Below are 17,092 nucleotides of genomic sequence, written 5' to 3' on the forward strand. Positions count from 1 at the left end.
AAGGCTGAGAAGGCTCTAGGCGGAAGCGACTACACCCGCGAGAGCGTCGTGCAGTTCTTTTGCTTCCTCATCGTTTACAGATACGACGAGACGGCCGCCACCTTCGAGAGGCACCCGGACGACGATGAGTCGACCCTCTTTGACAGCCTCCATTGGTCCGTCACCGGTCCTCGGCTTCATTGCTGCCATCGATAGTCCCCTTTCATCGGTACTGGTTTCTATTATCCAGCAAAAACCGCCGATACTGAAACTCTGTCGAATCGTTCACCCCGTGTGCACCTCTTTAGGGCGGAGTCCAGTCGTAGCCGTCAACCCACCATGCCAAATGGATCCACGCCCATTGCCCGGCGATACAGGCCGCGAGCAGGGCGGCGCGGTACCACCGCGACTGCGGGAGCGCGAGCACTCCGGCCAGTGGGAATAGCGGCATGAGCAGGCGGAACGTGCTCGACTGAGGAAAGAACACCGCTAGGAGGTAGAGCGCATAGCTCGCCACCCACAGCCGCAGGTCCACCCCCACACGGCGTGCAGGCTTCGTGAACAAGAACCCGAAGAAGGCAAGCACTCCCAGAATCACCATTCCCGTCAGCAGCCACTGTGGCAGCTGCCACCACTCGGCCCAGAAGGCTGCCCCTTGGAACCACGCCGCGAACGGCACCAGCTCGCCATACCCCACGTAGCTTGCCCGCCACGCGAGCTCGGTATCGGTGTAGGCGGTGAGCGATCCGGTAACGGCGGCCGCGATCAGCAGCCACGCGAATCCCATGACAAGGCTGAAGAGAGTCGCGGTGACAGCCGCCACTCTCTCGCGCACTGGGAACTCCTCGCGCCCACGAATCCACCAGCGATAGACAACGTGCAGTCCGAGCGCGAGCGCGAAGGCGAGCCCGCTTGGCCGGGTGACAGACATGACCGCGATCACCGGCACGAGCATCCAATACTGACGCTTCATGAGCAAGAACAACGCGAGCATCAGCAAGAACAGGTACATGGATTCGGCGTACGAGACCTGCAGGATGGCGGAGAGCGGCGCGAAACAAAAGATGGACACCGCAAAGAGCGCCGTGCCTGCGGGTAGCACGAGGTGCATCACCCGGTAGAGCATGAGGGCAGCGCCGAGCGCGAAGGCGACCGAAACAAGCACGCCCGCGACCGCGAAGTCGAGGGTCGTCAGCGTCATCACGATGCGCACCAGAGCCGGATACGCCGGCATGAAGGCCCAGGCGTTCTCACCGACGTGGCCGGACTCCGTCACCGGCAGTTCAGCCGGATATCCCGCGAGCGCGATGATGAAATACCAGTGACCATCCCAGATCTTGGCAAACGAGAAGTAGTCGGGGTGCGGGCCCGTCCACGCGTTCTGGCCCTGAATTGAGGCGAACCACAGCAACAACGACGTCGTTACGACGCGCGACGCCACGAAGATGGCAATGACCGCAAGCCACCAACGCTCTGGCGCAAGAAGGGCTGCAGTCGCACCGCGCACGGCGGAGCGCCCTGCCGAAACTAGCGAGCGGTCAGCCACGCCCTCAGCCCCTGCTCGCAGGCGACAATCTCACTCGTCGCAACACGCTCATCGTCGGCGTGAGCCCGCAGCGGGTTGCCGGGGCCGTAGTTCACGGCGGGCACGCCGAGCTCGGCGAATCGAGCAACGTCGGTCCAGCCATATTTGGGGGCCGCGGTGCCACCGACGGCAGCGAGAAAGTTCTTGGCGAGCGGCGCATCGAGGCCGGGGCGCGCACCACCGGCGAGGTCGGTCACCTCAAAGTCGAAGCCAGCGAAGACCTCACGCAGATGCTGAATGGCCTGCTCAGTACTGCGATCCGGAGCGAACCTAAAGTTCACGGTCACGGTCGCGGCATCGGGAATCACGTTGCCGGCAACTCCGCCCGTGATGCCCACGGCGTTAAGACCCTCGCGGTAGACGAGGCCATCGACCTCGTGCTGCTCAGGCTCGTACGCTGCCAGAATCGCCAGCACAGGCGCTGCAGCGTGAATCGCGTTCTGCCCCATCCAGGCGCGCGCTGAATGAGCGCGCAGCCCCGTGAGGGAGATGTCGATGCGGGCGGTGCCATTGCAGCCGCCCTCCACGGTCGCATTCGACGGCTCGCCAATGATGGCGAAGTCTCCCGCCATTAGGTCGGGGCGGTTGCGCGCAAGGCGACCGAGGCCATTGAGTTCAGCAGCAACCTCTTCGTGGTCGTAGAAAATCCAGGTCACATCGACGGCGGGGTCGGTGAGTTCTGCGGCGAGCTTGAGCGCGATCGCGACGCCGCCCTTCATGTCGACGGTGCCGCGGCCCACAAGGTGCTCTTCGCCGTCGATCATCTCGAGCGTCGTCGGCAGGTTGTTGTTCACGGGAACCGTGTCGAGATGCCCGGCGATCACGACGCGCTGCGCCTTGCCGCCGTTCGTGCGGGCAACAACGGCATCCGCATCCCGAATCACCTCAAGGTGGCTGAACGCGCTGAGAGCGGTTTCTACGGCATCCGCGATGCGCTTCTCGTTGCCGGAGACCGACTCGATATCGCAGATCTGGCGGGTGAGATCGGGGCTCGAGGCCGTCACATCAAGCACAGGAAGAGTGGGATCGGTCGCAGGCATGCACCCAGTGTAAGTAACCTTGATGCATGACTTCGCGCACAGCATGGGGATACGGACTCGCAACAATCGCCAGCGACGGAACAACACTTGACGTGTGGTTCCCCGCTCCGCACCTGGGATCTATCCCCGAGGGCACCGACCCGCACTACACCCCCGCCGACCTCGAAGAGCACTTGGGGGCTGACGAACGCCGCCGTGTGCGCACCGAATTCGTGACCGTTGAGATCGATTTGGATGCCGCACCGCAGAACGTCGCCGACGCCTACCTGCGTTTGCACCTGCTCAGCCACTTACTCGTGAAGCCCAACAGCATCAACCTCGACGGCCTCTTCGGCGCGCTGCCGATCGTCGTCTGGACCAACGCCGGAGCGGTGCACCCCGACGATTACCGCGAACTGCGCATCTCGCTCAAGCGTCACGGCATCATCGTGACCGGCATCGACAAGTTCCCGCGGATGCTCGACTACGTCGTGCCCGAACGCGTCCGCATCGCCGATGCGTCGCGCGTTCGCCTCGGCGCGTACCTCTCCCCCGGAACCACCGTCATGCACGAGGGCTTCGTCAACTTCAACGCCGGAACGCTCGGCAGCTCGATGGTCGAGGGCCGCATCTCTCAGGGTGTCGTCGTGGGCGACGGCGCCGATATCGGTGGCGGAGCATCCATAATGGGAACGCTCAGCGGTGGGGGCACCGAACGCGTCTCCATCGGTGAGCGCGCGTTGCTCGGAGCCAACTCGGGAATCGGCATCGCGATCGGTGACGACACGGTTGTTGAAGCCGGGCTCTACGTCACGGCCGGCACCAAGGTCACCATCATTGATGGATCGGCTACCCCGCGCAGCGTCAAGGCTGTTGAGCTCAGTGGCGTGAACGGCCTGCTGTTCCGCCGCAACTCCGTCACGGGCGCTGTCGAGGTGCTGCCTCGCAGCGGCACCGGCGTCGAACTCAACGCGGCACTGCACGCTTAAGCACACCAACGCCGGGGGCTAAGGAGCTTGATATGAAGACCTTCACCATTGCCCGGTTTGGCACCACACTGCGGTTGCGCCGATGTCGCGCAGCCGCAGTGTGTGTCGCCGCAGCACTCGCCCTCACGGCCTGCACCGGCGCCGGCTCGGAGCTCACTCCCGTGCCAACGCTCGCGCCGGTCGCTCCCGTCAACAACGACTCTCTCGTCTGGGGCATGGACGCCACCGCCCCTGACGCCACGTGGCAGAAGCCGGCGCTGGGCGAGCTGCGCGCTGACCCGATCTACGGCACCGGGGTGCGGCGGGTCACCTCGTCCGAGGGCACCCGCTTCGATCGCAACAGTTACAGTCGCCGCCAAGCCGAGAATGCCGACGGCTCGCTATTCTTCACGTATCACGGCGACGCCGAATACCACGTGTACTCCACCGCTGATGCCTCCCTGATCAGCGCCCTCGACATTCACCCGGATGCTGAACCACAGTGGCATCCGACCGATCCTCGTCTGATTCGCTATCTGGCCGGCCCCAATTCCTCCGAGGGCGACCTCGTGCTTTTCGAGCTCGACGTGGCGACAGGCGAGTCGGCTGTCATCGCCGACCTCACTGAGCCCGTGACGAGCGCCTTCCCCCGCGCGGACTATATGAAGGACCGGAGTGAGGGATCTCCCAGCAGCGACGGCAACGGGTACGCGTGGATCGTGTATAGCGATGACGAGGAGGCGCTGGGGATGGTCAGCTACGACCTCGCCTCCGATACCGTGCTCGGCACTAGCGAGCTGCCCGCCGATACCGACTGGGTCAGCGCCTCGCCGACGGGAAAATACGTCGTTGCCTCCGCCGAGTCCGGCACCTACGTGTACGACGCAGACCTCACGAACCAACGCCTGCTCACCGAGGCAAGCGAACACAGCGACATCGCTCTTTCCGCGGATGGCCGGGATGCCTACGTCTATATCGACTTCAACTCGGCGAGCGAAACGGCGGGCTTCCTCACTTCGGTTGACATGGATTCCTTAGAGCGCACCACAATCTTCGATGCTTACGACGACGCCAACACTTCGATGCACATCTCCGGGAAAGGCTACGACAAGCCGGGGTGGGTCATCGTCTCCACCTATAACTGCAACGCCGAGGGCGCTTGGACCTGCGAAAAGGTGATGGCTGTTGAACTCGACGGCGGCCGCATCCTCAACCTCGCCCACACCTACAACTGCGGCGAGGACTATTGGACCGAAACCCATGCCGTAGTCAACCGCTCGTTCAGCCACGTGTATTTCAACTCTGATGGAGGCTCATGCGGCATGGACGCTGAAGTGTACCGCCTCGACATTCCCGCTTTCGACTAGCTGCCACAAGCACGGCAAGCGAAACGGCCGGCTTCCCCGCGGGGATGCTGGCCGTTCGTCGTAAGGATGGTGCGATCTAGCGCTGAGGCCAGTTCCGAGCCGCGGGGCCCGTGTAGAGCTGCTGGGGGCGGCCGATCTTTGTCTTGGGGTCTTGATTCATCTCACGCCAGTTGGCGATCCAGCCCGGCAGGCGACCGATAGCGAAAAGCACCGTGAACATGCGCGGCGGGAAACCCATCGCCTTATAGATGACACCGGTGTAGAAGTCGACGTTGGGGTACAGCTTGCGCTCGATGAAGTAATCATCCGCCAAGGCAACCTCTTCAAGTTCGCGAGCAATGTCGAGCAGAGGGTCGCTGATACCGAGGTCGGCTAGCACCTCATCCGCACTCTCTTTCACAAGACGTGCACGAGGGTCGAAGCTCTTGTACACGCGGTGCCCGAAGCCCATCAGGCGCACACCATCTTCTTTGCGCTTCACGCGGTCAACAAACTTCTGAACGCCCTCGCCCGATTCCTGAATCTCGCCCAGCATCTTGAGCACGGCCTCGTTGGCGCCACCGTGAAGCGGGCCGTAAAGAGCGTTGATGCCTGCGGAGATCGAGGCGAAGATGTTTGCTTCGGTCGAGCCGACGAGGCGCACCGTGGAGGTGGAGGCGTTCTGTTCGTGGTCTTCATGCAGGATGAGGAGGCGATCGAGTGCCTTGCTCAGCACGGGATTGACCTGGTACTCCTCGGCCATGTTGCCGAAATTGAGCTTCAAGAAATTGTCGACAAAACTCATCGAGTTGTCGGGATAGAGAAGCGCCTGACCAAGCGACTTCTTGTGAGCATAGGCCGCGATAACCGGCAACTTTGCCAGTAAGCGGATGGTCGAGATCTCGACCTGCTCGGGGTCGCGTACATCGTGCGAGTCTTCATAGTAGGTCGAGAGCGCCGATACTGCGCTCGAGAGCACCGACATCGGGTGCGCGCTGTGCGGCAGAGCATCGAAGAATCGACGGAGATCTTCGTGCAGCAGAGTGTGGCGGCGAATCTTCTCGTCGAACTCTTCTAGCTGCGATTTCGACGGTAGCTCGCCGTAGATCAGCAACCAGGCAACCTCGAGGTAGGTCGAGTTCGCTGCGACGTCTTCGATCGCATACCCGCGATAGCGCAGGATTCCGCGGTCTCCATCGATGTAGGTGATCTCACTGCGGGTTGAGGCAGTGTTGACGAACCCTTGATCAAGCGCCGTGTAGCCGGTCTGCTTCATAAAGGTGGAGATATCGATGCTGTTGTGACCATCGACCCCACGGATAATGGGAAATTCAGCAGCACCGCCCGGAAAGTGGAGGGTGGCCTTCTCTGGGTCTTGAGGGGCTTCATTCACCGCTACAGCCTACAAGGCTTGGATAGCCACTGTCACACCCACTAATCGAATGCCCGCACTTTTGGAGGTCAAACACAAGGCCTCAGCGCGTTAGTGCACTTAAGCCAGCAAGTCGAGGCGTGCCACGGCATCCGCGATCGTCTCATCATTCGCTGTGAGAGCGATACGCACGTGACGAGGTGGCGATTCGCCATAAAACGACCCCGGCACGACGAGAATGCCAGCCTGGGCCAGATCACCAACTGTCTGCCAAGAGTCTTCGTTCTTCGTCGCCCACAGGTAGAGCCCGGCCACGCTGTCATCGATATGGAATCCCGCGTGTTTGAGTGCCGGAAGAAGCCGTGCGCGGCGAGCCCGGTACAGCTCCCGTTGTTCCGCGACGTGCGCGTCGTCGGTGAGCGCTGCAACCATCGCTGCTTGCACGGGCCCGGGAACCATGAGCCCAGCGTGCTTGCGCACCGCGAGAAGTTCGGAGATCAGCCCTGAGCATCCGGCGACAAACGCAGCGCGGTACCCGGCAAGGTTTGACTGCTTACTCAGCGAATACACCGCGAGAACTGACGAGCGATCGTCACCGATAACGTCCGGGTCAAGAATCGAAGGTGTCGGGTCGCTGCCATTCCAATTCAACTCGGCATAGCACTCGTCGGAAGCAATTACGGCACCCAACTGGCGGGCACGAGCCACCGCAGCACGCAATTGCTCGGTGTCGAGCACCCGGCCGTCGGGATTGCCGGGGCTGTTGAGCCAGACGAGCGCGGTGTTCTCGGGCCATTCAGCAGGGTCATCAGACGCGAAAGCGGTTGCGCCAACCAGAGCGGCACCAATCGCATAGGTCGGATAAGCGACCGTAGGAAGCACGACCACGTCGCCCCTACCGAGGCCGAGCATCTGCGGCAGCAACGCCACCAGTTCTTTCGAGCCGACAGTGGGTAGAACGTTGTCAGCGGTGAGCCCGGTAACGCCACGACGACGCGCAAACCAATCGACGATGGCTTCGCGGAGCGGCGCGGTGCCCGCCACTGTGGGGTAGGCGTGGGCATCCGTCGCCGTCGCAAGACTCTCACGAATAATGGCGGGAGTCGGGTCTACCGGAGACCCCACTGAAAGGTCGACTATGCCGTCGGGGTGCGTACGCGCGGTCGCACCAAAAGGAGCAAGGGCATCCCAAGGAAAATCTGGGAGATTCAGCGGCGTGCGCGTCATTAGTCGGAGGATCCGCCACCTTCGGGCAACGCAGTGATAAGCGCGTGATCCTTGTGGATCACGCCCACCTTCGCGGCACCGCCGGGCGAGGAGTCCTCAAGGAGGTCGAAGAATTCGACGTTCGCCTTGTAGTAATCAGCCCACTTGTCGGGCAGATCATCTTCGTAGTAGATGGCTTCAACGGGGCACACCGGCTCGCACGCACCACAGTCAACACACTCATCCGGGTGGATGTAGAGCATGCGGTCACCCTCATAAATGCAGTCGACAGGGCATTCGTCTACGCACGCGCGATCCTTCAGATCGACACAGGGCTGAGCGATGACATACGTCACGAGATATCCGCACCTTTCACGGGAGAGTTCAGTTCAATGTTAGCGCGGCTCGCCGACGAAACCTGACGATTCACCCGTGGCCACCCCACGATCACGAGCACCACAAGCACGGGTGCGAAAGTCCATACATACCCCGCGGTGTTTGCCGGAATGAGGATCGTGCCGCCAGGCATCACATTGGCCAAGAGAGCCGACATCATGAGAACGCCGAGCGAAGCAAAGCCGGCAGCAACCCGAGTGTCATAGATCAATCGCAAGCCGAGGATCAACGCGGTCACCAAGGTAACGGAGGCAACAATTCCCCACGGGATTCGAGCGTCCCCGATGGTGAACGACGACTGGTGAACGGCGGTGAGCACAACGCCGACGAGAGCGCCCAGAACGAGAGAAGCGATCGCCAACACCACGCGCTCGGCGCGGCTGCGTTCCCCAACGACGAGTTCACGGCGACGCAATCGACGCAAATACTCAGCCGGCGTCGAAACGGTCTCACCGACAGGAATCTCATTGCGGTAAATTTCCGTCGCGCGACGCTTGAAGGCAAGCGCCGTCGCAGAGGCAACCGCGACTCCACGATCAACAGGCACAGCGGATGCCGTGTAGAAGGGCACGCCAGCAAGTTCGGTAGCGAGAGCGGTGGCCTCATGCACGAGCAGCGCTTCAGAACCACGCGCCGTTCCGCTGTGCTCTCTCGCATAGCTGACGACGACATCCGGCTTCAGCGCCGTGATCGCCCCGGCAAGGTCAGATGCGAGGTCGCGGGCGTTGAGCTTCGTGAACTGGCGCCCGTTGTCTTCGCGAAGAATGTGATGGGCTGTGATGCCGAGGATTTCGCGTACGACCTCGTCGACGGACGCGGGCGAGTTGACTTCGGGTGCCTTCATGCTGTCACTAACCGCTGTCGCACCGGCCACGGTCGCCCCCGCCACTGTCGCACCCGCTACCGGAGCCGTGCCCGTGGCGGCGGTGGAGAAAGTGGTCTCGGCCGCGACGAGAGGAACGTCGCCCGTTGCGGGGCTTGCGCCAATGGCGGCACTGGCACTGTTACTGCAGCTCAGAACGATGAGTTCAGTGCCGCGCTGAACGAGAGTGGCAATGGTGGCCCCGAATACGTAGGCCTCATCTTCTGGACGCGCGGCGATAACCAACACGCGCTGCGCACGATCTTTCACGATTGAACCTCCACCCCTTTTTCTGCAGTAGACAGAATAAGCACAGGTAGTCCAATTACGGTTGCTTAGGTTAGGCTTACCAATCCACCGACAAACACGAGTGACAAGAGAGTTCAGTGCTCGCAAACTTCCTGATTGGCCTGCGCGAAGGCCTTGAAGCCGCGCTCGTTGTCGGCATCCTGATTGCCTACGTTCACAAGATCGATCGTCGCGACGTTCTGCCCCGCATCTGGCTCGGCGTCGGCATTGCCGTTGCGCTTTCCCTCGGCCTCGGCGCGAGTCTGACCTTTGGCGCCTACGGCCTCTCCTTTCAGGCGCAAGAGCTGATCGGCGGCATCCTCTCGATCATCGCAACGGCGTTTGTCACATGGATGATCTTCTGGATGCTGCGCGCCGCCCGCGGCCTTGGTCGCGAACTGCGAAGCGAAGTCGACTCGCATCTCACCGGCGCCGGCTGGGGCCTCGTGCTCGTGGCGTTCCTCGCCGTGGGGCGCGAAGGAATCGAAACCGCTCTCTTTATCTGGGCCGCCGTTCAGGCCAGCGGCTCCACGACTCTCCCCCTTACCGGGGCAGCGCTCGGCATCGCCGCGGCAATTGTTCTTGGCTACCTCATCTATCGCGGTGTGGTCAGCATCAACCTCACTCGCTTCTTCACCTGGACCGGTGCCATTCTGATCATCGTGGCCGCTGGCGTGCTCTCGTACGGAGTTCACGATCTGCAAGAGGCCGGCGTGCTGCCGGGGCTTCACGCCCTCGCCTTCGACGTGAGCGCGGTCATCCCACCCGATAGCTGGTACGGAACGCTGCTCAAGGGCGTCTTCAATTTCTCCCCCGCCACCACGTGGTTCGAGGCGGGTGTCTGGTCGGCTTACGTCGGCATCGTTATGACGATCTTCATCCGCACTGTTCGCGGCAACGCCCGTGCAGATAAGTCTTTCGTTCCCGCTTCACCTCTCAGCACTCAAGGAGCCTAATGACCGCCCTTTCGCCCCGCTTTGGCTATGCCGCAGCCGCTACCGTTGCGGCACTCGCGCTCACCGGTTGCGTGCCCAACAACGTCGGAACCACCGCGGCCAGCAACACAATCACCGTCGACAGCAGTGCGACCGATTGTGCAGTGAGCTCGACCGAAGCACCCAGCGGCAACCTCGTGTTCTCGGTCACCAACTCGGGCGACCAGGTCACCGAGTTCTATTTGCTCGCGGATGACGGCCTGCGCATCGTAGGTGAGGTCGAGAATATCGGCCCCGGCATCACTCGCGACCTCGTCGTTCTGGCGCAGCCCGGCGAATACTTCACGGTCTGCAAGCCCGGGATGGTCGGCGAAGGCATTGGTTCAACGCCGTTCACCGTGACCGACTCCGGCGCCGATCTTTCTTTTAGCGGAGACATCGCCGCTCAGGTCGAGGCGGCCAATGCCAACTACAAGAGCTACGTGAAAGACCAGATCGAGAACCTCGTGGTCGGCACCGAAGACTTCGCTGCCGCCTACATTGCGGGCGACGATGACACTGCTCGCGCGCTTTACGCCCCCACTCGCGTCTTCTGGGAGCGCGTTGAAACTGTCGCCGAGTCGTTCGGTGACCTCGACCCCCGTATGGATCTGCGTGAAGCCGACCTCGAAGACGGCCAGGAGTGGACCGGTTGGCACGCCATCGAAAAGGACCTGTGGCCCGAGGATGCCGAAGCCGGCTTCGAAGCCTACGACCAGTCCAAGCGTGAAGCGCTCGCGTCGCAGCTCGTCGCTGACACCAACACGCTCTACGCCAACGTGCAGGATCTCGAGTTCACTCTCGACCAGCAGACCAACGGCGCTATTGGCCTCCTCGATGAGGTCGCCAGCGGCAAGGTCACTGGCGAAGAAGAATTCTGGTCGCACACCGACCTCTGGGACTTCCAAGCCAACATCGATGGCGCACGCGTGCTCTACGACGGTGTTCGCGACATTCTGGTGGAGAAGGACGCCGACCTCGCCGCCACTCTCGATGAGGAATTCGAGCAGCTGCAGGTCTTGCTCGACGCCCAGCGGGAAGGCGACGGGTTCCGCCTTTACACTGAACTATCCACGAGTGAAATTCGCGCGTTCTCCGATCAAGTGAATGCTCTTGCGGAACCACTCTCGCGACTGACCGCAGTTCTCGTTCTCTAACCGCAGTCGCGACCACGCACTAATCACCCCGAAAGCACCGCCATGCCTCACGATGACACCAAGGGACTCTCCCGCCGCGGCCTGCTCGGCCTCGCCGGAGCAGGAGTCGTGGGTGCCGGTCTCGGCGTCGGCGGTGCTTTCGCGGTCAACGGTGGCGGCTCGACATCCACCAGCAATGATGTGGCGTCGACCTACCCGTTCTTCGGCGCGCACCAGTCGGGCATTATTACGCCGGCGCAAGATCGACTGCACTTCGCCGCGTTCGACGTCAACGACATCAGCCGCGACGAACTCATCGAGTTGCTGCGCGACTGGAGCTACGCTGCAGCACGGATGACGGCAGGCCAGGCCGCCGGCGAATACGGGCCTGCAGGTGGCCCGTACGACGCTCCACCGGACGACACCGGTGAGGCCCTCGACCTTCCGCCGGGCGGACTCACGATCACGTTTGGCTTCGGCCCCAGCCTGTTCGACGACCGTTTCGGCCTCGCCAGCAAGCGACCAACCGCCCTCATCGACCTCCCCAAGTTCCCCAGCGACGCTCTGCTGCCCGAACTCGTCGGCGGCGACATCTGCATCCAAGCGTGCAGCGACGACCCTCAGGTCGCCGTTCACGCCATCCGCAACCTGTCCCGCATCGCCTTCGGGCGGGCAACGCTCCGCTGGTCCCAGCTCGGCTTTGGCCGCACGTCGTCCACCACGCAGGCGCAAACGACACCGCGCAATCTCTTCGGCTTCAAAGACGGCACCGCCAACCTGCGCGCCGAAGACACCGAGGGCGTCAACGAACACGTCTGGGCAGCATCCGGAGACGGAACAGCGTGGATGGCCGGCGGCTCGTACCTCGTAAGCCGCAAGATTCGGATGACGATCGAAACCTGGGACCGCACGTCACTGCGTGAACAAGAAACAATCTTCGGCCGCACTAAGGGCGAAGGGGCCCCGCTCAGCGGCGGTGACGAATTCACCGAGCCTAACTTCGAACAGACCGGTCGCGATGACGCTCCCCTAATCGACGACGCATCGCACGTGAAGCTCGCCCATCCCGACACTCATGACGGTGCTCAGATTCTGCGCCGCGGGTACAACTTCGTCGATGGCAACGACGAGCTCGGCCGACTCAATGCCGGATTGTTCTTTATCAGCTTCCAACGCGATCCCGAGAGACAGTTCGTTCCGATTCAGCTCGCCCTCTCCCGCAACGACCTCATGAATGAGTATGTGCGTTACGTAGGCTCAGCAATTTTCGCTGTTCCTCCCGGGGCATCATCGTCGAGCTTCATTGGCGCCGGGATGTTCGACCTCGCGTAAGCGACCGCGCGGGTTCGGGCGACAGCCCTAGTTCGTGGCACTCACTGGTGCAACGGTGTAGTTGGCGGTGTAGCCGTCATCAGTGCTCGCAACGATCACGGCCACATTCCAGTCGTCGTTCGAAAAAATGACGGTGCCAACGCCGTCAGAGCCGCTCGCTTGCACTTGCGATTCGAAGCCGACATCAGCGAAGGCTGCCTCAATGGCGTCGAGCGGCGACTGTGCCCCTGTCATGATCGTGACGTTGTAGCCGCGACCATCGCCCTCTCCGGCCGCGATTCCGAACTGCACTTCGCCATCGTGCAGGGGCACGGCGCTAGGGAACCCTTCGGGAATCTCGGTGCCGCCCAAGCTCACGTTTCCGCCCGTGGCCTGCTCCACGATTCCCCCGATCGGGTTATCCCCGGAGCAGCCGGCAAGCGCCGGGGTGGCCGCGAGGGCCAGAACGAGGGCTACGGATGCGCTAACACTGTGGCGTGCGCTCAACATGACAACTCCAGAAGACGAGAGACTACGACTGAACGGCTCGTTAACCAACGATGCAGCCACGGTCACGTGACCGTGGCTGCATCGTACTCCGTACAGATCGCTGGCTCATGTGAGCCTGCTGCAAGAGTGACGTTAAGCGTTCTGCTTCTTCAGTCGCGAGGCGTTACGCGCACGGGCGTTGCTGTCGAGCTCCACCTTGCGGATACGCACGAACTCAGGAGTCACCTCGACGCATTCATCCTCGCGGGCGAATTCAAGGCACTCCTCCAACGTAAGTTTGCGCGAGGGCGTCATGCGCTCGAACGAATCCGAGGTTGACTGGCGCATGTTGGTAAGTTGCTTTTCTTTGGTGATGTTGACATCCATGTCGTCTGCGCGCGAGTTCTCGCCAACAACCATGCCTTCGTACACTTCTTGCGTGGGCTCGACAAAGAACGACATGCGCTCCTGCAGGGCGACCATCGCGAACGGAGTCGCAACACCGGCACGGTCAGCGACAATTGAACCGTTGACGCGGGTGACGATCTCGCCAGCCCACGGCTCGTAGCCGTGCGAGACCGCGTTAGCGATACCCGCACCACGAGTGATGGTCATGAACTCCGTGCGGAAACCGATGAGTCCACGCGAAGGAACGATGAATTCCATGCGAACCCAGCCGGTGCCGTGGTTGCTCATGCCGTCCATGCGTCCCTTGCGGGAAGCCAAGAGCTGAGTAATGGCGCCGAGGTATTCCTCAGGAGCATCAATCGTGAGGTGCTCGAAAGGCTCGTGAACCTTGCCATCGATCTTCTTGATAACTACCTGCGGCTTGCCGACCGTGAGTTCGAAGCCCTCACGACGCATCTGCTCAACGAGGATGGCGAGAGCAAGCTCTCCACGACCCTGAACTTCCCAGGCATCCGGGCGCCCGATGTCAACGAGCTTGAGCGAAACGTTACCGACGAGCTCGCGGTCGAGACGGTCCTTGACCATACGAGCGGTGAGCTTGTGGCCCTTGACCTTGCCGATGATCGGCGAGGTGTTTGTTCCGATCGTCATCGAGATCGCGGGGTCATCAACCGTGATGGTCGGCAATGGGCGAACGTCGTTGGGGTCGCAGAGAGTTTCACCGATGAAGATGTCTTCGAAGCCAGCAACAGCGACGATGTCTCCGGGGCCTGCGCTTTCGGCCGGATAACGGTCAAGAGCCTTCGTGATCATGAGCTCAGTGACGCGAACATTCGCCTGCGTGCCATCGTGCTTAACCCAAGCGACGGTTTGTCCCTTTTTGATGGTGCCGTTGAAGATTCGAAGCAGAGCAAGGCGGCCGAGGAACGGCGAGGAGTCGAGGTTGGTGACCCACGCCTGGAGGGGGTGCTCGTCGTCGTACGAGGGGGCAGGAACGTGCTTGAGGATAGCCTCAAACAGCGGCTCGAGGTCGTCGTTGTCTGGCAACGAACCGTTATCTGGCTTATTGGCGCTCGCAGCACCGGCACGGCCGGATGCAAAGACAACAGGAACGTCAAGGATGGCGTCCAAGTCAAGGTCGGGAACGTCATCCGCCATGTCGCTGGCAAGCCCCAGAAGCAGGTCTTGGCTTTCGGCAACGACCTCATCGATGCGAGCATCGGGACGGTCGGTCTTGTTGACCAGAAGGATGACGGGCAACTTGGCTTCGAGTGCCTTGCGGAGCACGAAGCGGGTCTGCGGAAGCGGGCCCTCGCTGGCGTCGACGAGCAGTACAACGCCGTCAACCATGCTCAGTCCACGCTCAACCTCGCCACCGAAGTCGGCGTGGCCGGGAGTGTCGATCACGTTGATCGTGATGGGACCCTCAGTGGCGTACTTGCCGTTGTAGGAGATCGCGGTGTTCTTCGCGAGAATCGTGATGCCTTTTTCCCGCTCGAGTTCGTTCGAGTCCATCGCGCGCTCTTCGAGGTGCGCGTGGGCTTCGAAGGAGTTCGTCTGGCGAAGCATCGCGTCTACGAGCGTCGTCTTTCCGTGGTCAACGTGGGCAACGATTGCTACGTTGCGCAAGTCGCTGCGAGTGGCCATAGCCATAGCAATATTCCTTAATTCATTGGAGGCTGTGCGGACTTTCACCGCAGTCGCTGCGCAGAAAGTCTCGGCAGCAGATCGGCGGCCGAATGCCACCGGGTTAAGAACTTGGGAGGGCGCAGAAGATCATTCAGAGTATCCTGCTCCACCAGTTTAGCCTGTTTGACAAGAAATATCGCAGCCGCCCGTTCACGGGCCAATGCTCACAGGTGAAACACCGGTCTAAGGCGTCCACTCCCACACGTTCCACCACACGCCAGGGCTCAGCGACGAAAGCGAAACGTTCTCTACCGCGTCTTGATCGAACGCGATGGTGACGGGGTACTGGAATAGGGGCATGCCGTAAGCAGAGGCCCACAGTGAGGCATCCGCCTCTGTCAAGATATCGACGCGCTCGTCGCCCTCTATCTGAACAGAACTCGCGTCCGCCAGCAGTGAATCGACCTGCGCGTCGGAGAAGTAATTGAGATTGGCATAGCCATCTGTGCCGAACACCGCCGGTGCCACCCCCACACCGGGTCGCGGGCTCTGCCAACTGAACAACGCGGCGTCGTAGGCTTCAGGCGCGCCGAGTGACTCTTGCCAGTCATCGCGTGAGCAATCGCTGACGACGAAACCGGCCGATCCAGCGGACTTCGCGATGAGCGAGTACTCGGCTGCGCGCACGTCATCATCGGCGTCGAACAAGATGCAGACCTTGGGCTTCGAGATACCGGCCTCAGCCAGAAGCTCTTTCGCGCCTGCAATGTCAGGCTCCGCGTAATCAGCGGAACCGTTTACTGACCGGGCCCCTGTGTATCCCGGGTCTCCTGGCGCAAACAGGAACGAGTCGCGGGTGCTCGCCCGAGGCTGAATCTCTGCCAGGGCCACGCGGACGATCTCCGCACGCGGCACTGTCTTCAAGAAAGCTTGCCGCACAAGCACGTCGTCAAAAACGCCACTTTTCGATTGGGCAACCTGAAGGTCGAGATGCTCGAAGCTGTCAGCAAAACCATCGCGAATAGTGGCGTCCATCGTTGCAAGTGCATTCCGAACGTCGCTATCCATCGTTGGTAGCGCTATCTGCACCGCTCCCACCAGAAGAGCTTGAGCTTGAGCCAGCGGGTCGCTCATAAAGCGCACACGAATCTGTTGGAAGGTGGGCTCCCGTGTGCCGCTGTAGTTCTCGTTAGCCCTCAGCGTGAGGTATTGATCGGCAACGTACTCAGAAATGACATAGGGACCATTCGATACCAGAAGGCTTTTATTGGCGGGCATGCCGTCGAAATTGAAAACGGTGCTCCACGTGCGCGCAACAGCCGCAAGATCACTCTCGTTCTCTCCCGTGATGGCAGAGTACACACGCTCTTTTGCTGTAATCGCGTCATCACTCGCGAACGCCATCATTCCCACCACATGAGCTGGTTTAGCAAAAGAACCCGGGCCGAAGAACGCTGCTTGCCAGTCGGCGGTGGGCTCATCGAAGACCAAAGTGAGAGACATGCGATCATCGCTCATCTGTGGGAGCTCTGTGACTAACGAGATTCCGGTATCGCCGCGAGCTGTTGCGTCGAAAACTACGCGGGGATCGGACCGGTCAAGGGGTGCGCCCGACTCAGGATCGATAACCTGGGCAGCCTCGGTGTCTTCGGCGTTGAGAGCGCCGGATGCCGCCGCCCACTCGAGGAGAAGATCGACGGCGTCAACGGCCGAACCGTCTGACCAGCGCACGCCGTCAGCTACCGTGTAGGTGACCGCCAGAGGGTCATCAGAGACCTTTTCGAAGTGGCCGAATGATTCATCGCGCACCAGCTCAGAGTCAGCGTTGAAGTAGCTGAAGCCCGTTCCGGTGGCGTAGGCGATGGAGGAGTTTGTTTCGCCCGCACCGAACGAAGTCGCCGGGTTGCCTGACGTGAACGGCTCACTCACCGCGACCGTGAGCTCTGAACCCTCGATAGTGGGCGACGCTTGCGGAACGCAACCGGCAAGTACCAGTGCTGTGGCAGCAGCCATAGCCAGGGTCGCCATGATTCTTGTGGCGCTCACTGAACCTCCTGCACGCGGGCTTGCAGCGCGCAATGGCACGCTAGAAACGAGTCTAAGTCAGAAGGGCCGCTCCCCGAG

Annotated in this window: 15 protein-coding genes; 5 read left to right on the plus strand and 10 right to left on the minus strand. The window is 61.5% G+C overall.

Annotated elements, in window-relative coordinates; translation table 11 throughout:
- Positions 1-15 precede the first annotated feature (15 nt).
- The 3 genes from ACR3YK_RS01900 to dapE all read right to left on the minus strand — a co-directional run bounded on the left by ACR3YK_RS01900 (position 16) and on the right by dapE (position 2,604).
- Positions 16-189, minus strand: a complete 174-nt coding sequence (locus tag ACR3YK_RS01900; RefSeq protein WP_100389750.1) for a DUF3117 domain-containing protein — start codon at positions 187-189, stop codon at positions 16-18.
- A 94-nt stretch (positions 190-283) separates the two neighbouring features.
- The gene (locus tag ACR3YK_RS01905; RefSeq protein ID WP_486175564.1) at positions 284-1,525 is read right to left on the minus strand and encodes a mannosyltransferase family protein; all 1,242 of its coding nucleotides are present in this window, start codon (positions 1,523-1,525) and stop codon (positions 284-286) included.
- Positions 1,507-2,604 carry a succinyl-diaminopimelate desuccinylase gene (gene dapE / locus ACR3YK_RS01910; RefSeq protein WP_486175565.1) on the minus strand — a complete coding sequence of 366 codons (1,098 nt, stop codon included), beginning with the start codon at positions 2,602-2,604 and terminating at the stop codon, positions 1,507-1,509. The genes ACR3YK_RS01905 and dapE overlap by 19 nt, the downstream gene beginning before the upstream one ends.
- Before the next feature lie 26 nt (positions 2,605-2,630).
- Here dapE and dapD point away from each other — a divergent pair, with 26 nt between their 5' ends.
- Complete coding sequence (dapD, locus tag ACR3YK_RS01915) at positions 2,631-3,572, plus strand: 2,3,4,5-tetrahydropyridine-2,6-dicarboxylate N-succinyltransferase (protein WP_341620314.1); 942 nt, start codon at positions 2,631-2,633, stop codon at positions 3,570-3,572.
- A 32-nt stretch (positions 3,573-3,604) separates the two neighbouring features.
- Positions 3,605-4,918 (plus strand): hypothetical protein, encoded by a 1,314-nt coding sequence (locus ACR3YK_RS01920; protein ID WP_486175566.1) that lies wholly within the window; start codon positions 3,605-3,607, stop codon positions 4,916-4,918.
- Positions 4,919-4,994: 76 nt separating this feature from the next.
- Here ACR3YK_RS01920 and ACR3YK_RS01925 read toward each other — a convergent pair whose 3' ends face one another.
- The 4 genes from ACR3YK_RS01925 to ACR3YK_RS01940 all read right to left on the minus strand — a co-directional run bounded on the left by ACR3YK_RS01925 (position 4,995) and on the right by ACR3YK_RS01940 (position 9,003).
- Positions 4,995-6,290, minus strand: a complete 1,296-nt coding sequence (locus ACR3YK_RS01925; RefSeq protein ID WP_486175567.1) for a citrate synthase — start codon at positions 6,288-6,290, stop codon at positions 4,995-4,997.
- A 99-nt stretch (positions 6,291-6,389) separates the two neighbouring features.
- On the minus strand, positions 6,390-7,496 hold the full coding sequence (gene dapC, locus ACR3YK_RS01930) for a succinyldiaminopimelate transaminase (protein WP_486175568.1): 1,107 nt from the start codon (positions 7,494-7,496) through the stop codon (positions 6,390-6,392).
- The gene (gene fdxA / locus ACR3YK_RS01935) at positions 7,496-7,831 is read right to left on the minus strand and encodes a ferredoxin (protein ID WP_486175569.1); all 336 of its coding nucleotides are present in this window, start codon (positions 7,829-7,831) and stop codon (positions 7,496-7,498) included. Before fdxA ends, dapC begins: the two co-directional genes overlap by 1 nt.
- A complete protein-coding gene (locus ACR3YK_RS01940; RefSeq protein ID WP_486175570.1) occupies positions 7,828-9,003 on the minus strand; it encodes a PIG-L family deacetylase in 1,176 nt (391 codons plus the stop codon). The genes fdxA and ACR3YK_RS01940 overlap by 4 nt, the downstream gene beginning before the upstream one ends.
- 116 nt (positions 9,004-9,119) lie before the next feature.
- Here ACR3YK_RS01940 and efeU point away from each other — a divergent pair, with 116 nt between their 5' ends.
- The 3 genes from efeU to efeB are packed head-to-tail and all read left to right on the plus strand — an operon-like array spanning position 9,120 to position 12,463.
- Positions 9,120-9,977, plus strand: coding sequence for an iron uptake transporter permease EfeU (gene efeU, locus ACR3YK_RS01945; protein WP_100389743.1), 858 nt, complete (start codon positions 9,120-9,122; stop codon positions 9,975-9,977).
- The gene (efeO, locus tag ACR3YK_RS01950; protein ID WP_100389742.1) at positions 9,977-11,152 is read left to right on the plus strand and encodes an iron uptake system protein EfeO; all 1,176 of its coding nucleotides are present in this window, start codon (positions 9,977-9,979) and stop codon (positions 11,150-11,152) included. Before efeU ends, efeO begins: the two co-directional genes overlap by 1 nt.
- A gap of 42 nt (positions 11,153-11,194) precedes the next feature.
- On the plus strand, positions 11,195-12,463 hold the full coding sequence (gene efeB, locus ACR3YK_RS01955; RefSeq protein WP_486175571.1) for an iron uptake transporter deferrochelatase/peroxidase subunit: 1,269 nt from the start codon (positions 11,195-11,197) through the stop codon (positions 12,461-12,463).
- Between the two features lie 27 nt (positions 12,464-12,490).
- Here efeB and ACR3YK_RS01960 read toward each other — a convergent pair whose 3' ends face one another.
- From ACR3YK_RS01960 to ACR3YK_RS01970, 3 genes are all read right to left on the minus strand, one after another.
- Positions 12,491-12,952: a hypothetical protein gene (locus ACR3YK_RS01960; RefSeq protein WP_486175572.1), complete on the minus strand. Its 462-nt coding sequence runs from the start codon at positions 12,950-12,952 to the stop codon at positions 12,491-12,493.
- Between the two features lie 132 nt (positions 12,953-13,084).
- On the minus strand, positions 13,085-14,992 hold the full coding sequence (typA, locus tag ACR3YK_RS01965; RefSeq protein WP_486175573.1) for a translational GTPase TypA: 1,908 nt from the start codon (positions 14,990-14,992) through the stop codon (positions 13,085-13,087).
- A 219-nt stretch (positions 14,993-15,211) separates the two neighbouring features.
- A complete protein-coding gene (locus ACR3YK_RS01970) occupies positions 15,212-17,014 on the minus strand; it encodes an ABC transporter family substrate-binding protein (protein ID WP_486175574.1) in 1,803 nt (600 codons plus the stop codon).
- Positions 17,015-17,092: the final 78 nt, after the last annotated feature.

This window comes from Salinibacterium sp. 10G20-15 (assembly GCF_057365065.1).

Bases quoted from the DNA above. Each gene is read 5' to 3' on its own strand.
- ACR3YK_RS01900 (WP_100389750.1), bottom strand. From the start codon at position 189: ATGGCAGCAATGAAGCCGAGGACCGGTGACGGACCAATGGAGGCTGTC.
- dapE (WP_486175565.1), bottom strand. From the start codon at position 2,604: ATGCCTGCGACCGATCCCACTCTTCCTGTGCTTGATGTGACGGCCTCG.
- dapD (WP_341620314.1), top strand. From the start codon at position 2,631: ATGACTTCGCGCACAGCATGGGGATACGGACTCGCAACAATCGCCAGC.
- ACR3YK_RS01920 (WP_486175566.1), top strand. From the start codon at position 3,605: ATGAAGACCTTCACCATTGCCCGGTTTGGCACCACACTGCGGTTGCGC.
- dapC (WP_486175568.1), bottom strand. From the start codon at position 7,496: ATGACGCGCACGCCGCTGAATCTCCCAGATTTTCCTTGGGATGCCCTT.
- efeO (WP_100389742.1), top strand. From the start codon at position 9,977: ATGACCGCCCTTTCGCCCCGCTTTGGCTATGCCGCAGCCGCTACCGTT.
- efeB (WP_486175571.1), top strand. From the start codon at position 11,195: ATGCCTCACGATGACACCAAGGGACTCTCCCGCCGCGGCCTGCTCGGC.
- ACR3YK_RS01960 (WP_486175572.1), bottom strand. From the start codon at position 12,952: ATGTTGAGCGCACGCCACAGTGTTAGCGCATCCGTAGCCCTCGTTCTG.
- typA (WP_486175573.1), bottom strand. From the start codon at position 14,992: ATGGCTATGGCCACTCGCAGCGACTTGCGCAACGTAGCAATCGTTGCC.